The 16448-nt window shown below is 60.0% G+C and carries 18 protein-coding genes and 1 tRNA gene; 9 read left to right on the top strand and 10 right to left on the bottom strand.

Translation table 11 applies throughout. The features are described 5' to 3' along the window. Positions 1-41 precede the first annotated feature (41 nt). The 4 genes from VOY09_RS14990 (at position 42) to tcmP (ending at position 3836) form a co-directional block, all read left to right on the top strand. Positions 42-1697: an iron ABC transporter permease gene (locus VOY09_RS14990; RefSeq protein ID WP_322895089.1), complete on the top strand. Its 1656-nt coding sequence runs from the start codon at positions 42-44 to the stop codon at positions 1695-1697. Between the two features lie 103 nt (positions 1698-1800). After that, a tRNA-Thr gene (locus VOY09_RS14985) sits at positions 1801-1876 on the top strand. Between the two features lie 239 nt (positions 1877-2115). Further along, positions 2116-2940 carry a phage Gp37/Gp68 family protein gene (locus tag VOY09_RS14980; RefSeq protein WP_322895088.1) on the top strand — a complete coding sequence of 275 codons (825 nt, stop codon included), beginning with the start codon at positions 2116-2118 and terminating at the stop codon, positions 2938-2940. After that, positions 2907-3836, top strand: coding sequence for a three-Cys-motif partner protein TcmP (tcmP, locus tag VOY09_RS14975; RefSeq protein ID WP_322895087.1), 930 nt, complete (start codon positions 2907-2909; stop codon positions 3834-3836). Before VOY09_RS14980 ends, tcmP begins: the two co-directional genes overlap by 34 nt. A gap of 207 nt (positions 3837-4043) precedes the next feature. On the opposite strand, the gene VOY09_RS14970 is transcribed toward tcmP, so the two are convergent. Genes VOY09_RS14970 through VOY09_RS14945 form a run of 6 tightly spaced genes read right to left on the bottom strand, consistent with a single transcriptional unit; the run spans position 4044 to position 7848 of the window. Continuing rightward, positions 4044-4550: a hypothetical protein gene (locus VOY09_RS14970; protein WP_322895086.1), complete on the bottom strand. Its 507-nt coding sequence runs from the start codon at positions 4548-4550 to the stop codon at positions 4044-4046. 2 nt (positions 4551-4552) lie between these two features. Beyond that, positions 4553-4999 carry a cytochrome c gene (locus VOY09_RS14965; protein WP_322895085.1) on the bottom strand — a complete coding sequence of 149 codons (447 nt, stop codon included), beginning with the start codon at positions 4997-4999 and terminating at the stop codon, positions 4553-4555. Continuing rightward, a complete protein-coding gene (locus tag VOY09_RS14960) occupies positions 4999-5523 on the bottom strand; it encodes a methylamine dehydrogenase light chain (RefSeq protein ID WP_322895084.1) in 525 nt (174 codons plus the stop codon). Before VOY09_RS14960 ends, VOY09_RS14965 begins: the two co-directional genes overlap by 1 nt. A gap of 14 nt (positions 5524-5537) precedes the next feature. Further along, complete coding sequence (locus tag VOY09_RS14955; RefSeq protein WP_322895083.1) at positions 5538-6149, bottom strand: redoxin family protein; 612 nt, start codon at positions 6147-6149, stop codon at positions 5538-5540. Positions 6150-6151: 2 nt separating this feature from the next. After that, a complete protein-coding gene (locus tag VOY09_RS14950) occupies positions 6152-6709 on the bottom strand; it encodes a MauE/DoxX family redox-associated membrane protein (RefSeq protein WP_322895082.1) in 558 nt (185 codons plus the stop codon). Next, a complete protein-coding gene (locus tag VOY09_RS14945; RefSeq protein WP_322895081.1) occupies positions 6706-7848 on the bottom strand; it encodes an amine dehydrogenase large subunit in 1143 nt (380 codons plus the stop codon). The genes VOY09_RS14950 and VOY09_RS14945 overlap by 4 nt, the downstream gene beginning before the upstream one ends. 193 nt (positions 7849-8041) lie before the next feature. Here VOY09_RS14945 and VOY09_RS14940 point away from each other — a divergent pair, with 193 nt between their 5' ends. Next, entirely contained in the window at positions 8042-8995 is a 954-nt protein-coding gene (locus tag VOY09_RS14940) for a helix-turn-helix domain-containing protein (protein WP_322895080.1), read from the top strand. A gap of 34 nt (positions 8996-9029) precedes the next feature. On the opposite strand, the gene VOY09_RS14935 is transcribed toward VOY09_RS14940, so the two are convergent. Both VOY09_RS14935 and VOY09_RS14930 read right to left on the bottom strand, forming a co-directional pair. Then, positions 9030-9704, bottom strand: a complete 675-nt coding sequence (locus VOY09_RS14935) for a type 1 glutamine amidotransferase domain-containing protein (protein WP_322895079.1) — start codon at positions 9702-9704, stop codon at positions 9030-9032. 23 nt (positions 9705-9727) lie between these two features. Next, positions 9728-10306: a GNAT family N-acetyltransferase gene (locus VOY09_RS14930; RefSeq protein ID WP_322895078.1), complete on the bottom strand. Its 579-nt coding sequence runs from the start codon at positions 10304-10306 to the stop codon at positions 9728-9730. A gap of 197 nt (positions 10307-10503) precedes the next feature. Here VOY09_RS14930 and VOY09_RS14925 point away from each other — a divergent pair, with 197 nt between their 5' ends. Together VOY09_RS14925 and VOY09_RS14920 are read left to right on the top strand one after the other, a co-directional pair. Then, complete coding sequence (locus VOY09_RS14925) at positions 10504-11523, top strand: chemotaxis protein CheB (RefSeq protein WP_322895077.1); 1020 nt, start codon at positions 10504-10506, stop codon at positions 11521-11523. Positions 11524-11712: 189 nt separating this feature from the next. Next, the gene (locus tag VOY09_RS14920; protein WP_323811291.1) at positions 11713-12615 is read left to right on the top strand and encodes a LysM peptidoglycan-binding domain-containing protein; all 903 of its coding nucleotides are present in this window, start codon (positions 11713-11715) and stop codon (positions 12613-12615) included. Between the two features lie 3 nt (positions 12616-12618). Here the strand turns inward: VOY09_RS14920 and VOY09_RS14915 are convergent, their stop codons facing one another. After that, positions 12619-13992: a hypothetical protein gene (locus VOY09_RS14915; protein WP_322895075.1), complete on the bottom strand. Its 1374-nt coding sequence runs from the start codon at positions 13990-13992 to the stop codon at positions 12619-12621. Beyond that, entirely contained in the window at positions 13985-14890 is a 906-nt protein-coding gene (locus VOY09_RS14910; protein WP_322895074.1) for a hypothetical protein, read from the bottom strand. Before VOY09_RS14910 ends, VOY09_RS14915 begins: the two co-directional genes overlap by 8 nt. A gap of 164 nt (positions 14891-15054) precedes the next feature. Here VOY09_RS14910 and thyX point away from each other — a divergent pair, with 164 nt between their 5' ends. Then, complete coding sequence (gene thyX, locus VOY09_RS14905) at positions 15055-15966, top strand: FAD-dependent thymidylate synthase (RefSeq protein WP_322895073.1); 912 nt, start codon at positions 15055-15057, stop codon at positions 15964-15966. A gap of 30 nt (positions 15967-15996) precedes the next feature. Continuing rightward, a partial coding sequence (locus VOY09_RS14900) for a DUF3800 domain-containing protein (RefSeq protein ID WP_322895072.1) occupies positions 15997-16448 on the top strand: 452 nt, incomplete at its 3' end.

The following is a 16448-nucleotide window of genomic DNA, read 5'->3' as shown; positions in this document are numbered from 1 at the left end:
GCATTCTGGACAGTGAAACCTGTTTCAATTATGGCAGTCAAATGTCCGATGAAAACCGTCAGATTTATACCGGCAGGCTGCAACGGCGATGGATTGATCCGTGGTCGATAGGGGCCGTGGCGATTGCTGTCATGGTGCTGGTGCCGATTGTCGCGGTGGTCTGGTTTGCGCTGACGCCCACGGAAAACATCTGGCCGCATCTGATCAGCACGACCTTGCCACGCTATCTGTCCAATACCGCTGTGCTGATGTTCAGCGTCGGCGCTTTGGCCGCTGTCGTCGGGACCGGGGCAGCCTGGCTGATCGTCATGTACCGCTTTCCGGGACGCAGCCTGTTGCAATGGGCGCTGCTGATGCCGCTCGCGGTGCCGGCCTATGTCGGTGCCTATGCGCTCGTGGATTTTCTGGAATATGCAGGCCCGGTGCAAACCGCCCTGCGCGACACCTTTGGCTGGCAATCACCGCGCGATTACTGGTTCCCCGCGATCCGCACCCGGCCTGCGGCAGCTCTGGTGCTCAGCGCCGCACTTTACCCCTATGTCTACATCCTCGCGCGTGCCGCATTCCGCGAACAATCCGGTGCGGCATTCGAGGTCGCGCGCGCCTTGGGGGCAGGGGCCTGGGGCCGGTTCTTCCGCGTCGGTCTGCCCTTGGCGCGCCCGGCGATTGCCGCAGCGGTGGCCATCGTGATGATGGAAACCGTCAATGATTTCGGCACGGTGGATTATTTCGCCGTGCAGACGCTGACGACCGGGATCTTCTCGGTCTGGCTGCAGGCGGGCAATCTGGGGGGGGCGGCGCAACTGGCCACCACGATGCTGACTGTGATCGTCCTGCTGGTGCTGGCCGAAAAGCTCAGCCGCCGCAAGATCCGGGTCTTCGGCTCGGCCCGCGGCACCCGCCCCGTCGCGCCCGAGGATCTGGCGGGATGGAAAGCCTGGACCGCCACCGCCCTTTGCCTGTTCCCGGTGCTGGTGGGATTCGTGCTGCCCGTCACCGTGATCATGAGCCATGCTTTTGATGCAGGCATGTGGGTTGCCCCCGGCCTGCGCCGCGCGGTCACCCATACGATCACGGTCGGCGGCATCGCGGCTGTGCTGACGGTGGTGGGCGGTGTGTTCATGGTCTACGGCGTGCGCCTGTCGCGCCGCGATCTGCCCCGGCTGCTGATGCCGGTGACGGCGATCGGCTATGCCGCACCCGGCGCCGTGCTGGGGCTGGGCATTCTGGTGCCGCTCGCGGCTTTTGATAACCGGCTAGCCGATGCCATGGTCGCGCTGGGCTTTGCCGATCCGGGGCTGATCTTTACCGGATCGGCCGCAGCATTGGTGCTGGCCTATGTCGTGCGCTTCTTTGCCATCGCGCAAGGCACCGCCGATGCCGCGCTGGGCCGGGTGCCGCCCAGCCTGCCAATGGCCGCACGATCCCTGGGGCGGACCGCGGGCGGCACGTTGCGCGCTGTGCATCTGCCCTTGGTCCGCGCCTCGATGGGATCGGCGCTGCTACTGGTCTTCGTGGATATCGTGAAGGAACTGCCCGCAACCCTGCTTTTGCGGCCCTTCAACTATGAAACGCTGGCCACACGGGTGCATGCCAAAGCCTCACTCGAAAACCTGTCAGAGGCGGCACCGGCCGCGCTGATGATCACGCTGGTTGGTCTCGCCGCCGTGGCGCTGCTGGCGCGCACCAACAGGTAAGACGGCAGGAAAAATAATTGCACGATTTGCGTCAGATCGGCATTGCCAGACCGCATTTCCCCCTGCTATATGCCCGCAACCGGAGCAAATCCCCGGCACCAGTGCCCCTATAGCTCAGCTGGTAGAGCAACTGATTTGTAATCAGTAGGTCCGCGGTTCGAGTCCGTGTGGGGGCACCAGAAAAATCATAAAAATCAATAGGTTAAGTGTGTGACGGTTTTTGTTCGTCCGACTGTCCGAATTGGTCCGAGTTGGACAGACTTCTTAAATGTGTATCTGTGGTGTCCGAAAGCGGCAGTTTGTCGCCGCCTTCGTCTGAGAAATAGACACATACTGTCCGGGAGTGACTGGGGCGAAATCATTGACTTTCTTCGAATGAATATCTGTGCGAAGAAAACAAGAACAAACGGAGGCCGATATGGGCGCGAACTCAAAGATAGAGTGGACAACCCACACCTTTAATCCTTGGTGGGGGTGTGTGAAGGTCTCCGAAGCGTGTAAGCACTGCTATGCTGAAAGCTGGGCTAAGCGGGTTGGCCAAGATGTTTGGGGACCAAAGTCCGACCGCCGAATGTTTGGTGACAAGCACTGGTCGCAGCCGATCAAATGGAACAGAGATGCGGCAGGCCTTCAGGAACGACCGCGAGTATTTTGTGCATCGATGGCAGATGTGTTTGAAGATCGACCTGAACTTGTTGAACCTCGTGCTCGACTATTTGAGCTGATAAAAGCAACCCCACATTTAGATTGGTTGCTGCTCACAAAGCGCCCGCAGAATGTTTTATCTCTCGCAGACTGGGGAGGGGAATGGCCTGACAATGTGTGGCTTGGCACGACGGTAGAGTTGCAGGCGCGTGCAGACGAGCTTTTGCCTTATCTAGCTGCTATTCCCGCAAAGGTTAAATTTATATCGGCAGAGCCGCTCTTAGGCCCCCTGATTATTGATCACTGGTTGGAGAGTTCGATTGATTGGGTCATTACCGGAGGCGAAAGTGGCCCCAAAGCCCGTCCGGCAACCCCAGATTGGTTCCGGTCTCTCTTAACACAATGTATGGCGAATCAAGTCGCTTTCCATTTTAAGCAATGGGGGGACTGGGCCCCAGGGAACGGTCTGAATTTACCCGCTGCCAAAAAAAGGATGGCTCAGGACGGAACAGAAATGGTTCGTGTTGGCAAAAAGCTGGCAGGCCGCGTATTGGACGGGAAAGAGTGGGACGGTCTTCCGAAGGTGAAAACAGCGTAAACAGCGAACCCACTAATCTTTTTGAGGGGGCCGACCTCGGTCGCAAGCCTACGAAAGTGTCGTCATTGATAGAGGGCGCGACAATTCCGCAGACTTGGCGAACACCACCACCGATACAGTCTAACGATAAAAGCCTATTGATAGCAGATTATTTGAAGAACTTTCAGAGGGTTACTCGCGGCGGATTGTATATAGATGGTTTTGCTGCGCCGCAGAGCAGAGAACATACATCAGCTTGGACGGCACGTCGTGTGTTGGAGATTAAGCCACCTCGACTTCGTCGCTGCTGGCTATGCGAAATGGACCCTGCAGGCTTGTTGCAACTGCAAGAACTGAAGCGAGCGCACCACAAAACATACAGTCCGCGACACGTCCATGTAATGCCTGGTGACTTCAATAAGACCGTACGGATGATTTTGCAGACGCCCTACATGACCCGCAAGACTGCTGTCTTTGTACTATTGGATCAGCGAACCACAGAATGTCATTGGGCCACGGTTCAAGCAATTGCTGGCCGAAGTGGTAGATACAAAATTGAAATGATGTATTTTCTAGGCGTCAGCTGGCTTCACCGATCATTGAAAAGCTCAAGCACACCGGCTCGCATCGCTGAAATAAATCAGTGGTGGGGTGGGGATGATTGGGGCGACCAGCTGCATCTTTCCCAAGTTGATTTTGCGAAGATGTTTGCCGGTCGCTTCGCCGAAGAACTTGGCTATCGATTTGTAAACTACTACCCTGTCTATCAAGATAAGGCAGCTTCACGTAAATCGTTCTATCTGATCCATGCAAGCGACCACCCTGAGGCTCCAAAGCTGATGGGCCGTTCTTATGTTCGCGTCATCAAGGATTTGCCTGGTCTCTCGGCCAATGCACAGCGCACGTTTGACTTATGATTTGTAATCAGTAGGTCCGCGGTTCGAGTCCGTGTGGGGGCACCATTTTTCAAACAGATATGCCCGTCCAATCAGCCTCGCGCCATTGTCAGCCTCTGTTGGCCTCGCCGGTCACCGGTCCCGACAGATCTGCCGTGCTCACCCGCGCGTCCCCCAAGGCGGGCGTGCCGGTCGACAGATCTGCGCACCGGCGCGGCAATCCCTGTGTCAGGGCCAGGGATAATCTGCAATCGTGATGCCATCGGCGGCCAGTTCCTGTGCCACGACGCGGCGGTAGGCGACCACATCTTCGATCGGGATCGCACGGCGGGCATTCACCTCGGCCTCGGTATAGGGGGCGGCGCTGCCATCGGAATATTGGGCGAGGATGAAATTCATCACCTCGGCAATCTCCGCATTGCTCAGGCTGGCCGAAATCACACCCGGCACATGCATCATATAGGTCCGGCCAATATCGCTGTTTGCAATATGGCCAACAGAATCCGGAAAGGCCGGCACTTCGCCATCCGGCGTGCCCAGCCCCGCCGTGCCGTGGCAGCCAGAGCAGCGCAGCACGAAATTGGTCTGCGCCGAATAGCTTGTCTCGGGCATGACGTCACGGGCAACAGGGCGGATGCCATTGCCGGACCAATTGCCGCGTTGGGCCTGCGCGGGCAGGGCGAGCGTGACGGTCAGGCCGACCGCCAGCGCACACAGCGTAAAGGATGATGTCATGGCTATTCCTCGGGTTTGCGCATCGCCAGAAGATCGGCGTGGCTTGGTGGATCGCTGCGCAGGGCGGCCAGTGTTTCGGGTGACAGGCTCTGATCCTCTGCGCCGAAACTGGCGAGAATATGATCGGCAATCGCGATGATCTCTGCATCCTCCAGATTGGCTTGCCTTGGCATCGAGACGCCGACAAAGGTCTGGCCATCCGCCTCGATCCGCCCGGCCAGCCCCGACAGGATCACGCCGCCCAGATAGGTCGGTGCGTCATCGCCCATCGCCTGCCAGAATGCGGGCCGGTCGAGTTTCGGCGCGAAGCCGGGGATGCCCTCACCTGCCGCGCCATGGCAGGCACCGCAGGCACCCGCAAAGATTTCAGCCGGGTCCGCCAGCGCGGGGAGTGCTGCGAAAGTCAGGCAGCCCCACAGGGCTGCCGTTGATCTTGCGTGCAATGTCATCAGGTCGCCTGCCCAACCACGACCGAGACGGTGCAATAATAACCCTGGGCATCGGTATTCGCCATGCACCAGTTGATGTCGTTATAAAGCCCCATCCGGTAACCGGGCCGTTCACGTTCGGACCGGAAACAGAAGGTTGCGGTGTTGTTCATCGCCTTGCCGCAGCAATCATTATAGCTGACGAGATAGTCACGCTCATCCTCTGGATTGTGGCAGGTCCCGACCCAGGAGACGGAGGAGGCTTCGGAGCCAACAGGGCAGGATGTCATCGATCCGCCGGTTTCTTCGCAAAGATACCCATCCAGCGCGCAATTGCGCCAATAGGCACAGATATCGCCGCCTTCGCCAGCGGCATGGGCGCGCCGGTCAAACGGCAGGATCGGGGTCACGGCCACGGCACCGACGATGGTGCCGCCAAGCCGGGCCAGAAAGCTGCGCCGTCCATGGCTGCGGGCCTGCGCCCGGCTGCCGGTTTCGGCGGCACGGTCCAGCCGGTTCAGGATTGTGTCGATCAGTTTTGTCATTGGCTTTCTCCGGTTCAGATGGGCTGGGGCAGGGGCTGCTGCATCTGCACAAGCGCCTGCACAGACGGCACGCGCATTTCAGCAGCGGTAAAAAGGCTTTCGAGTTGTTCGCGGTTGTTCACGAGACCTTTGGCGCGGATCTGGCCTGTCTCGTCGATCAGCACGGCGAAGGGCAGTTTGGCCACCTTGAACGTCAGGCCAAGGTCGGGCGACAGGACATAGGGAAAATCCGCCAGCCCTTCATTCGCGATCAGGTCGCGGTGTTTGGCGGCTTTCCCGTCCGAGGCCAGCACGATGTCGAGCCAGTCTTTTTCCGACCCTTTCATCGACCGCAAGGTGGGCAACAGCGCCTTGCAGATCGGGCAAGAGGTGGAAAGGAAAAAGAACATCTGGCTGCGACCGGGGGCGGATTTGCCTAAGGTTACCTCGGCCCCATTCAGATTGGGCAGGGTCAGATTCGGGACCTGCGTGCCCATATCGGGGCCTGCGTCGGAAATCATCGCACCGACCGGGGTGACCCGTTCAAACAGCACGCCGATCTGGCGCGACAGGGCCAAAGTGGCCGCGATCTGAACCAGCATCACGATCCAGAGCGCGATCACCAGAAATAGAAGAAGCGTTGTCATATTCAGCCTTTCTTTTGATTTTGTGCCGCGGCCCGGCGCATCTGGCCGCGGTTGGCGTCAAGATGTTCCATCACGAAGATCGCAAACCACAGCGTCAGGGCGATCAGCACTGCCGCCGCCGCCTGCATCGGCGCGACCTGCCCGGTAGGGACAGAGGCCACGCCAAGCGCGATCAGCGTCAGGGCGGCATTACGCCCCAGCGTGACGGCGGAAATCAGCTGTGGTGGGCCACCGCAGCCGCAATGGATGCTGGTTTTGCCCGCCCGCAATGCTGCGAACATCGCGAGCCCGTAGCCGGCAAACAGCACACCGGCCAAAAGCGCGCCGAAACTCCGGCTCAGCGGCAACAGCAAGAACAGGATGCTCAAAGCCTCGACCGTCGCAAGGAACCGCACGGCTGGCGCGGTCCAGCTTTCCGGGATCAGATCGTAGTCGCGGGCAAAGCCGACCACTTCCCAGAAGGCAGATGTCTTGTGCCAGAAGGCCTGCAGCAGGATCACCACGATCAGCGCCGTGCCCGCCAGCCCGAACAGGGCCGTGACATCAGCAAACAGCGTCATTCCGCTGTCGCCATCATGGAGATGGAGCCGATACCTTCGAACGTATCGACATGACGGGCGGCGAAACGTGCGCCGGGATCGATGTCATAGACATAGATGGAATCGCCACCCGCCCCATAAAGCCGTGGGGTTTCGCCCTGCGCCATCAGCAGCGAGTTTTCCCCGTTGGAATTCGAGCGATAGAGCAATTCGCGGGCTTCGAAATCATAGGCCCAGATCTCGGTCGATTCGTCCTTGTGCGACCCGTCATAGGCATCGCCATGCATCAGCACGAAGAGCGTGCCGGTGCCTGCGTGATAGGTGATCAGTTCAGAGCCGGTCGGTGCGAAATTGCCGTCGATTCCGTCTGTCATCGCGATTGTCTCAGTCAGCACCGGCACATCGCCGCTGTCATCGACGACAAACAGATTGCCCTCGTAAGAGGCGAAAACCATCATCTCACCCACGCGCGCACCATTGGTGAACAGGGCATCGCCATCAGGATCAAAGATCACTTCGGACCGGGCCGGGTCACCAAAGCTGCCATCCGCACCCCAGGTAAAGCTGGCGAAAGTGCCGTCGCCGCAGATCGTGGTAAATTTCGGCCCGGTCACCGCGGGGATCATGATCCAGCAGCCCGGTGTCGGAATTTCGGCCAGCACCTCGCCCGCCGCCAGATCAACGACCGTCACAGAGGTCGCAGGCGTGGCATTCTGCACCAGCAGGTATTTTTCGTCATCGACCAGCGACATCAGCCCCGGCTGCACCTCGACCATCGCGATTTTCGCGGGGATTTCGATTTCGCGGGTGACGCTGGCGGTCTGCACATCGAATTCCTGCACGACAGATGTGCGGGTGCCATAAACGATCCGTTCCAGATAGTTGGATGCGGAAAACAGCGTATCGCCCGCATCATTCAGCACCATCAGCGCCTGCATGCCGGGGCTGACATTGCCCTTCATCGCCAGATCATCGGCCCCGACGATGAAAATATTGCTCGCACCGCTCCAAGACGAATCCACTGCGAAAAGGTTCGGGCCGGGGGCGATTGCCTCTTCCACCGTCAGGGTCTCGGGCTCGATCGGGGCGGGCACATCCTGCGCCATGGCCTGCGCCGCAAGACCGGAAAGGGTCACGGTCAGCGCTGTTCTAAGAATCATCGTCTGTCTCCTGATTGGTATGGGTGATGCCAAGCTAGGCGGTGCAACAGACGGGCGGCTATCCAGCCGGACCCCCGAAATGCGCTGAAAATTTCATCAGTTTTGTGACAATCAGGACGCAACACCCTTGCCCAACTGGACTTCCGCCCTAGCGGGGCGGGTGATTGCTCCTGCATGGCAAAAGGATATCGCGATGGATGGTTTGATCGACCTGCAAAACAAGGCCAGCGACCGGCCCGAGATCCGCACCGGCCACTATCAGCATCATGTGCTGCAAGAAGATGCGTTATGCGGCTGGCAACAGGAATATCATCTGCTGCAAGGCGGCGCTTTCCATGGCGAGATCGCGCAGATCGATTTTGGCGACATCACGATTTTCCGTGAAAAGACCAACCTGCCACTGATCAACCGCTTTTGTCTGCCGCAGGATAAGGTCAATCTTGCCGCCGCACTGCCGGGCAGCGCCGATGCGATCAACCATTATGGCGAGTATCACAAAGGCGAAACCTTCCTGCTGCATTTCGCCGAAGAACGTGAAGTCATGGTCACCGGCCCGCTCGATATGATCGGGGTGACCTTCACGCCCCCAGCGGCACTGGCCGAAACCACGCATTACTGGCACCGCATCGCGGGGCAGACGAGCGATTTCATCACATGGATCGCGCTCTTGCTGGGCAGTTTCGCGCGCAGCAGTGACGTGACCGATCTGCACCGGATCGCGCCTTTGTTGATTGCTGACAGGCTCAGCTTTGTGATCGATGCGCTGGTGCCGGACACAGGCCGCGTCAGCAAGCCAAAGCGCAGTAACCCCGCCGCAATCGTGCGGGCCTGTCTGGATGGGATGCGACATATACCGCAATCGGACCTGTCGGTGGTTACTTTGGCGCAAAGGCTCGACCTGCCTGCCGCCGCCCTGCGTCAGGCCTTTCGTGACACGCTGGATCAGGACCTTGACGCGATGCTGGTGGCGCTGCGGATGTCGCATGTCCACCGTATTCTCGCCCGCGCGGATGCTCGCGCTGTCACCGTCTCGGCGGTCGCGGCCGATCACGGATTTCTGCATTGGGGGCGGTTCGCACAACGCTACCGGGCGATGTTCGGCGAATTGCCGGTGGCAACCCTGCGCCGGTCATCGGCCAGCAGCTAAAGGGGGCGACACAAAAGCACCGCCCCGTCTGGTGTCAGAGCAGCGCCAGCAGCTTTTCCGCCGCTTCCTCAGAAGAGGCGGGGTTCTGCCCGGTCACCAACTTGCCATCAACCACCACGAAAGAGGCCCAGTCGGGGCCTTTGTGATAGGTGCCGCCATTGGATTTAAGCATATCCTCGACCAGAAATGGCACGATATCGGTCAGGCCAACGCCGTCTTCTTCGCTATTGGCAAAGCCGGTGACGGTTTTGCCATCGACCAGCGATTTGCCGTCATTGGCTTTGGTGTGTTTGAACACGCCGGGCGCATGGCAGACCGCGCCAATCGGGCGGTCCTGCGCGGCAAAAGCTTCGATCAAGGCAATGCTATCGCGATCTTCGGCCAGATCCCACAACGGGCCGTGCCCGCCGGGATAGAACACCGCGTCATAATCAGCGGCTGACACGCCGGAAAGCGCGACGGTCTGCGCCAGCGCCTGTTGTGCATCGGCGTCTTCTTTGAACCGTTTGGTCGCCGCGGTCTGGCTGTCATCGCCGTCGCTGGCCGGGTCCAGCGGTGGCTGGCCGCCTTTGGGCGAGGCCAAGGTGATCTCGGCACCGGCATCCTTGAACACGTAATAGGGTGCTGCGAATTCTTCGAGCCAGAAACCGGTTTTCTTGCCCGTGTCGCCCAATTGATCATGCGATGTGAGGATCATCAGAATTTTCATAATGTTATCTTCCTTCTTGAATTTTATTTGTGATGCAGGGCATCGCTTGCTGTCTGCCCTGTCAACGCCCGCAACCGCCGCGCTGTTCCTGCGGATGTCGCAGCGTCGTACAGGTCTGTGGCCCCGGCATTGCAGCGGTCAATGTCGATATGCGCCTCGCAATCGGCACCGTGCTGGGTGATCTGCCCACCTGCGGCCAGCACCAGATGGCGGATACCGGTGTTTTCGCTGGCAAAGTAAAGATCCGCCGTACGCACCCCGATCCGCTGCGCCGCAGCCAATCCGTCAAGAAACAAGGCCCTGCCGAAACCGCGCCCCTGATAGGCATCCTCGACAGAAATCCCGATCTCGGCATGGGCATCCTTACCCGGAAAGATCTCCAGCACACCCACGACACGGCCATCCGCCTTGATCCCCAGCACGATATCGGGACCAGCCTGATCGGCGATCATGCGGATAGATTGATCCGGCAGGGCCGCCATGAAGCGGCGCTGGCGCGATGCGCGCCCGAGCCGCAGATAATGCGACCCCAACGTGCGCCGCCAGTCGACAAGCGTCCCCGCCAGCAAGGTCGGGTTTGGTGCTGCAATGACATCGGTCATCTGAGTTCTTTTCACCAGTGATTGTTTCTCATCCTCATATAATGCCGCATCGCGGCAATATGAGAGGGGCGGACGCAGCGTCAGCGCGGATTTTACCCCGTGCAACCAGATCAGTGTCGCAGCCCCGGCAGGGAACGAAGGCACCCCAGCGCGGGTTTCATTCTCAACGCCCTGCGCGCGGCCCAAAGGAGAACCGGATGAATCACCCTGATCTGCCCCGGCTCATCGTCGTCGGCGCCTCTGCTGGCGGTATGGATGCGCTCAAGACGCTTGTGGCGCAATTCACGGCTGACTTCCCCGCCCCGGTCCTGATCGTCAATCACATGAGCCCCGAGACGACAGGCGATATGCTGGTCCAGATCCTTGACAGGGCCGGGCCGCTGCACTGCCAGCACGCCGATGATGGGCTGCGTTTCGTGGCGGGCCATATCTATGTCGCCCGGTCGGACCAGCATATGATGATCGAAGGCGACAGTATCGTGCTGAGCAAAGGCGCGCGCGAAAACCGGTCACGCCCGGCGATTGATCCTTTGTTCCGCTCGGCGGCGGTGGCGCATGGCAACCGGGTGATCGGCGTGATCCTGACCGGCTATCTGGATGACGGCACCAGCGGCATGATGGCGATCAAGCGGTGTGGCGGCATCTGCATCGCGCAGGACCCCGCTGATGCGACCCACCCGGACATGCCGCAATCTGTCATCGCCAATGTCGGCGTGGATTACTGCCTGCCGGTGGCGCGCATGGGGTCGCTGCTGACCAAGCTGGTCCGCGAACCGCCGCCACCGCAGATCGCGCCGCCGGAGGATATCGTGATCGAATCCCGGATCGCCCGGCGGGTGCTCAGCGATCTGCCCTCGGTCGAGCGTTTGGGCGATCAGGTGCCGTTCAACTGCCCCGATTGCGGCGGCGTGCTGTGGCAGATCAAGGATGGCGCCTTCCTGCGCTACCGCTGTCATACCGGTCATGCTTTCAGCTCTGCCGTGCTGCTGGCGGTGCAATCGGCCAAGATCGAAGAAACGCTCTGGTCCGCGCTGCGGATGTTCGAAGAACGGCAGAACCTGCTTGCAACCATGAACACGCGGTTGGAAGGGAAATCCTCTGCCGCGCTCGTCGAACGGGGAAAGGATGCGCAGGTCCATATCGAACGGATCCGCGCGATGTTGAAAGCGATCGATACGCCTGTCGATGTGATGAAAGCGGCCCAACCCCACGATTGACCCCGCCTGTTATCGGCTAGCAGCGGTCTGATATTGCCTGAAATGGCAACCTGTCCTGAACTGACCCCGACAGGCGGGCATTGGGGTTCCGCCCTTATCTTATATGAGGATGATCGGATCATGCCGGATTTCGGTTTTGCGAACAGGTTTTTTGGGCGGCTTTGCGGTGTGGCGGCGGTGGCAATCGCTATGACCGCAATCGCCCCTGCCGCATGGGCAGTGAACCCCGCCTGCGGGGATGCGATCCGCATCGCGCCGGGCGATACATTGCAGCGCGTCGCGAATTACTGCGAGACCAATCTTTCCGCGCTGCTGGCCGCCAATCCGGACATCACCCGGCCAGACCGCATTCATGTCGGGCAATTGATCTATATGCCGGGGCGGAACGCCGCTGCCCCTGTCTATCGGCCGCCGGTGGCCGCAGCACCACCCGCGACATCCTGGGGGCAGGGGTCCTTTGCGCGCTGCGGCGCATCGGTGCAGGTCCGCCCCGGTGAAACCTTTGGCGGTATCGCGCGGCGCTGTGGTGTCAGCGTCGGGCAATTGCGCGCGGAAAATCCGCAGTTGCGCAACACCAACCTGATCTATTCCGGCATGACCCTGCGGGTCCCATCCACATTGGCCCCGCAGCCGGGACGGCCCGCCCCGGCGCCTGTCGCGCAGAGCCTGCGCGTCATCGGCACGATCACCGGCGAAGGGCGGAGCTGTCAGTCCCTGCGCGGCGATGACGGGACACTTTACACCATCGCAGGCACAGCGACCCGGCCTTTGCGCCCCGGTGACCGGGTCGAAGTCACCGGCACCCGCACCGGCAATTCCATCTGCGGGCAGGGGGTGGCCATCAGCGCCAGCCAGATCCTGCTGCTCGACAGTGGCGCGCGCCCGGTCATCGACGTGACCGGCACGATCACCCGCGAAGGGATCACCTGCACGGCGGTGCGCGGCGATGATGGCAGGCTTTACACATTGGCAGGCCAGACGGCGGGGTTTCAGCCCGGCGACAGGGTCCGCATCACCGGCGATCAGGCCCAGGCGTCTTTCTGTCAGCAGGGAACCACAATCAATCTGCTGTCGATCCGGTCAGCCTGGTAGGGGTCAGAATTCCGATCTGACCGACAAACCGGCAGACAGCGCATCGCGGGTAAAGCGGCTGACATTGCTGTCAGTCGCGGTCGCGGTGACCGACAGGACCGGGGTGAAACCGGCATAGCTGACCTGCGGAAACCCGATGTTCAGCGTGGCAAAAACGCTGGTATCCTGCCGCCCGCCGGGGACGGACAACAGCAGGCGATAATCCGGGTAATCCGCCCATGTCACGCCGCCTGCCATGCTCAGGCTGACGGGGCCCACGGGGGCGGCCATGGCATAGCTGACCTGTGCCGTCCAATCGGTCGTGATGTAATTGAGGTTGTCGGCGTCACTGCTGCCATAGCTCAGCGATGTGCGGATCAGGTCATCATTGGGCAAAAGGTAAGCCAGCGACGTGCCGGCATTGGTCCGGGTGACCCGCCCGATGCGGCGCAGATCATATTCGGTCCAGCTGCGCCCCAATGACAGGGTCAGTTCGGCCCTTTCACCCAGCGGCACGCGCCGGTCCAGATCGACGCCCCAGATATCGTATTTCTGCACCTCGGTCATCAAGGTGAAGGAATCCAGATCGCGGTAATCCACCATCGTATAGGATAACTGCCCGCTGATGCTGCCGCTGCCCAGTACACGGTCATGGCGCAGGTTGAGTTCGGCGACATTGGTCGACAAAGCCTCGTCCGGGACATCGACATCATCGGTGATCCGCACGCGGGCCGCCTGATATTGCGCGCCGATCAGCGTGCGGCTGGTCGCGTTTTCCTGCAACCGATAGGTCGCCCCCAGCGTCAGCGATCCGCGCCAGCCCGCCAGCGCCTGTGCGTCATCCGACAAGGTACCGGTCGGATTGCCGGGGGCCGAGGCGACACTATCCGCAGCCCCGCCATTGATGTTGGAGGATGGTGCCAAGGTTGCCCCAAAGTCAAACGACCACGGGTTGCGTTGCCGGACCAGCCTTGCATCGGCCAGCGTCTGCGTGCGGTCTTCGGGGGTCGGGGCGGCAATCAAGGCGCGGCGCAGCCAGAACGTCGCCAGGGTAAACCTTTCCTCATTCGCGGCGGCAAGGGCGGTCAGGCGCGCGGCCTCATATCTTTGGGCATCGGTCTGCGACAGCGCGAAAGCGCGCCCCCCCGCGATCCTGCCTGCGCGCGCATCACCTTGCTGCGGGGCGGCGGCAGCGACGATGGTCAGCGCGATGCGGTCATCCGGCGCTTGCGCCAGGATCGCCTCGGCAATGTCGCGCGCGAGTGTCGGGTCGCCAGCGAACAAGGCCTCCGAGGCAAGCGCGCGCGCATCATCCAGCGACAGGTCAAGCGTGGTTTGTGCGTTGGCTGTGGCGGCAAGTAGAAAAGCCGCCGCAGCGATTGCAGTCAGTTTAATCATTGAGTGTGTTGACGCTGTCACAGACGACAGGCGTGCTGCCGCATTGATCAAGAACGAAGATGCCATATTCTTCTTCTTTGTCGAGGCCGGGAAGGAAGTCCCCGGTCAGCCTTATCCCTCCGGCGACGCCCGCTGCATTGCTGCCGCCAAAGGTGCCGGCGTAGGTCCCGAGGCTGTCTTCTGCCCGGTTTTCCACGCCACCGGCAAACGAGCCGTTCGCCGCAATTGGTGCCGGGACCAAGAAGATGCTTGGCATCGGGTCGCCAGCGTCAAACAATCCCGTCACAGTATCGCCAAAGGTCCGGCCATCGACGATTCCATTGACTGCGCCATTCGTAAAATCGGCGTTCAAAAAGACGTCCCCGGTGACACGCACAGCGCGCCCCGGCAGGCGTTCGCCGGTTTGATCGGATGGCAAAGTCCCGTCGCGGGTGCCGATATTCAGCATGCCAACATAGGTCCCGGCATAGCTGGCAAGGCCTTGGGCAGGGGCGGTATAGGTCCCGGTCTGACCAAAGGTGGTTCCACCGAAATATTTGGTGAACTGGCCGCCATCCATGACCAGCGACGCCTGCACAGAACCGTCAGCGGAGCTGCGGTAAAACGCTGTGACGAACCGGTCCAACGGGTCGTCCTGTGTCGTGAAGGCAAGATAGCCCGGCACAAGAAAGCGATCATCACGGGCGTAAACCGCGTCCAATGTATTTGCGTCCAGCGTGATGCGGATAACCATCGTGTCAGTGGCGGCGGCATAGGACGCCGCTTTCAGATCGCCCGCGATGGCTTCTGGCACGATATTGACGGGCGCTGGCGGCGCTGCGCTTTCGTCAAGAACGCTGACAGCATCGCAAGCGGAAAGGACGGCCAATGCCATCATGGCAATAACAAGTCTGGTCACAGCATCGGCCTCTTGTTGTTTATTTTCCATGACCATTCTGCCGCATCGCCTGACTGTCAACGCCTGACCTGCACACGTCCTGATTGAGACTGCGCTATGAGGTTTTGCCACAACACCGCTTTGCCTATAGTGGCGCGATAGAATCCCCCGAACCGGAGAATAGAATGCCCATCACCCCCGACCAGCAGGCCGAAATCGACACTTTGCGTGCCAACCCACAGCCCACCCTGCGCGCCGTGGCGCCGGGGATGGAGGCGCATCTTTACAAGGCTTATGACGTGCTGGACCACGGCTTTGTCCGGGTGATCGATTACATGGGCGATGATGCTGCGATCTGTCAGGCGGCGCGGGTGTCTTATGGCCGTGGCACCAAATCGGTGCAGAATGATGAAGGGCTGATCCGCTATCTGATGCGGCACTGGCATTCCACCCCGTTCGAGATGTGCGAGATCAAGCTGCATGTGAAACTGCCGGTCTTTGTCGCGCGGCAATGGATCCGGCACCGGACCGCGAATGTGAACGAATATTCTGCGCGCTATTCGATTCTGGATCGGGAGTTTTATATTCCGGCACCCGAACATCTGGCCGCGCAATCGGTGATCAATAATCAGGGCCGGGGCGAGGCGCTCTCGGGGGAAGAGGCGGCGCGGGTGCTCGCCTATCTCAAGGACGATGCCGCGCGGTGTTATGATCATTACGCCGAGATGATTTCCGATGATGGCCAGCAGGGTCTGGCGCGGGAATTGGCGCGGATGAACCTGCCGGCGAATATCTATACCCAATGGTATTGGAAGGTCGATCTGCACAATCTGTTCCATTTCCTGCGGCTGCGCGCGGATGCCCATGCGCAATATGAAATCCGGGTTTATGCGGAGGAGATCTGCAAGCTGGTCGCCGATTGGGTCCCTGCGGCTTATGGCGCGTTCGAGGATTACCGGATGGGTGGGGCGACATTGTCGGGCAAGGCGATTGACTGCGTGCGGATGATGCTCAAGGGGGAAGAGGTGACACAGGAAACCTCCGGCATGAGCAAGGGGGAATGGCGGGAGTTTATGGGGGTTTTGGGTGAAAGGTAGTTTAAGTGGCGTTTTCGTTGAGAACACGGAGTGAAGTTTAATATCTACATTGACGAAAGCGGCGAGGCGGGCATCGGTAAAGTACGCGACGGCTCATCTGTTGGTGCGTCTCCGTACTTTGTCATGGCCGCGGTAGTTTGTCAGCCAACAGCGGAGGTTCTTGCAAAAAACGCCCTTTCTGACGCAAAAGATAAAATTGGCAAGAAGAGCTGGAAACACGCAACTGAACTTGGCCATACTCAAAAAGTATTTTTAGCCCGTGAACTGAATAGACTTCCAGTGCGATTTTTTGCTGTGATCTCAAGGAAGCAGACCCTTGGAAGTTATAAATCAGAAATCAAAGGAAATGCTCACAAGTTTTACAATAAGTGTGCCCAGTATTTGCTTGAAAGCATCTGTTCCTACCTAGGCCGTGTTGACAAAAGGGATTCACATCGGGCCGCAGGCATGATTCAAACTGGTATCTGCAATGGAGACCAGCT

The sequence above is a fragment of the Yoonia sp. 67-2 genome, assembly GCF_035117555.1.
In the GTDB taxonomy this organism is placed as follows: Bacteria; Pseudomonadota; Alphaproteobacteria; order Rhodobacterales; family Rhodobacteraceae; genus Yoonia.
Note: the sequence above shows the minus strand (reverse complement) of the source record. Positions and strands in the feature narration are given on the sequence as shown.

Bases quoted from the DNA above. Each gene is read 5' to 3' on its own strand.
- thyX (WP_322895073.1), top strand. From the start codon at position 15,055: ATGCCCATCACCCCCGACCAGCAGGCCGAAATCGACACTTTGCGTGCC.
- VOY09_RS14960 (WP_322895084.1), bottom strand. From the start codon at position 5,523: ATGACAAAACTGATCGACACAATCCTGAACCGGCTGGACCGTGCCGCC.
- VOY09_RS14990 (WP_322895089.1), top strand. From the start codon at position 42: ATGTCCGATGAAAACCGTCAGATTTATACCGGCAGGCTGCAACGGCGA.
- VOY09_RS14955 (WP_322895083.1), bottom strand. From the start codon at position 6,149: ATGACAACGCTTCTTCTATTTCTGGTGATCGCGCTCTGGATCGTGATG.
- VOY09_RS14915 (WP_322895075.1), bottom strand. From the start codon at position 13,992: ATGATTAAACTGACTGCAATCGCTGCGGCGGCTTTTCTACTTGCCGCC.
- VOY09_RS14965 (WP_322895085.1), bottom strand. From the start codon at position 4,999: ATGACATTGCACGCAAGATCAACGGCAGCCCTGTGGGGCTGCCTGACT.
- VOY09_RS14970 (WP_322895086.1), bottom strand. From the start codon at position 4,550: ATGACATCATCCTTTACGCTGTGTGCGCTGGCGGTCGGCCTGACCGTC.
- VOY09_RS14980 (WP_322895088.1), top strand. From the start codon at position 2,116: ATGGGCGCGAACTCAAAGATAGAGTGGACAACCCACACCTTTAATCCT.
- VOY09_RS14925 (WP_322895077.1), top strand. From the start codon at position 10,504: ATGAATCACCCTGATCTGCCCCGGCTCATCGTCGTCGGCGCCTCTGCT.
- VOY09_RS14920 (WP_323811291.1), top strand. From the start codon at position 11,713: ATGACCGCAATCGCCCCTGCCGCATGGGCAGTGAACCCCGCCTGCGGG.
- VOY09_RS14950 (WP_322895082.1), bottom strand. From the start codon at position 6,709: ATGACGCTGTTTGCTGATGTCACGGCCCTGTTCGGGCTGGCGGGCACG.
- VOY09_RS14940 (WP_322895080.1), top strand. From the start codon at position 8,042: ATGGATGGTTTGATCGACCTGCAAAACAAGGCCAGCGACCGGCCCGAG.
- VOY09_RS14930 (WP_322895078.1), bottom strand. From the start codon at position 10,306: ATGACCGATGTCATTGCAGCACCAAACCCGACCTTGCTGGCGGGGACG.
- VOY09_RS14945 (WP_322895081.1), bottom strand. From the start codon at position 7,848: ATGATTCTTAGAACAGCGCTGACCGTGACCCTTTCCGGTCTTGCGGCG.
- VOY09_RS14935 (WP_322895079.1), bottom strand. From the start codon at position 9,704: ATGAAAATTCTGATGATCCTCACATCGCATGATCAATTGGGCGACACG.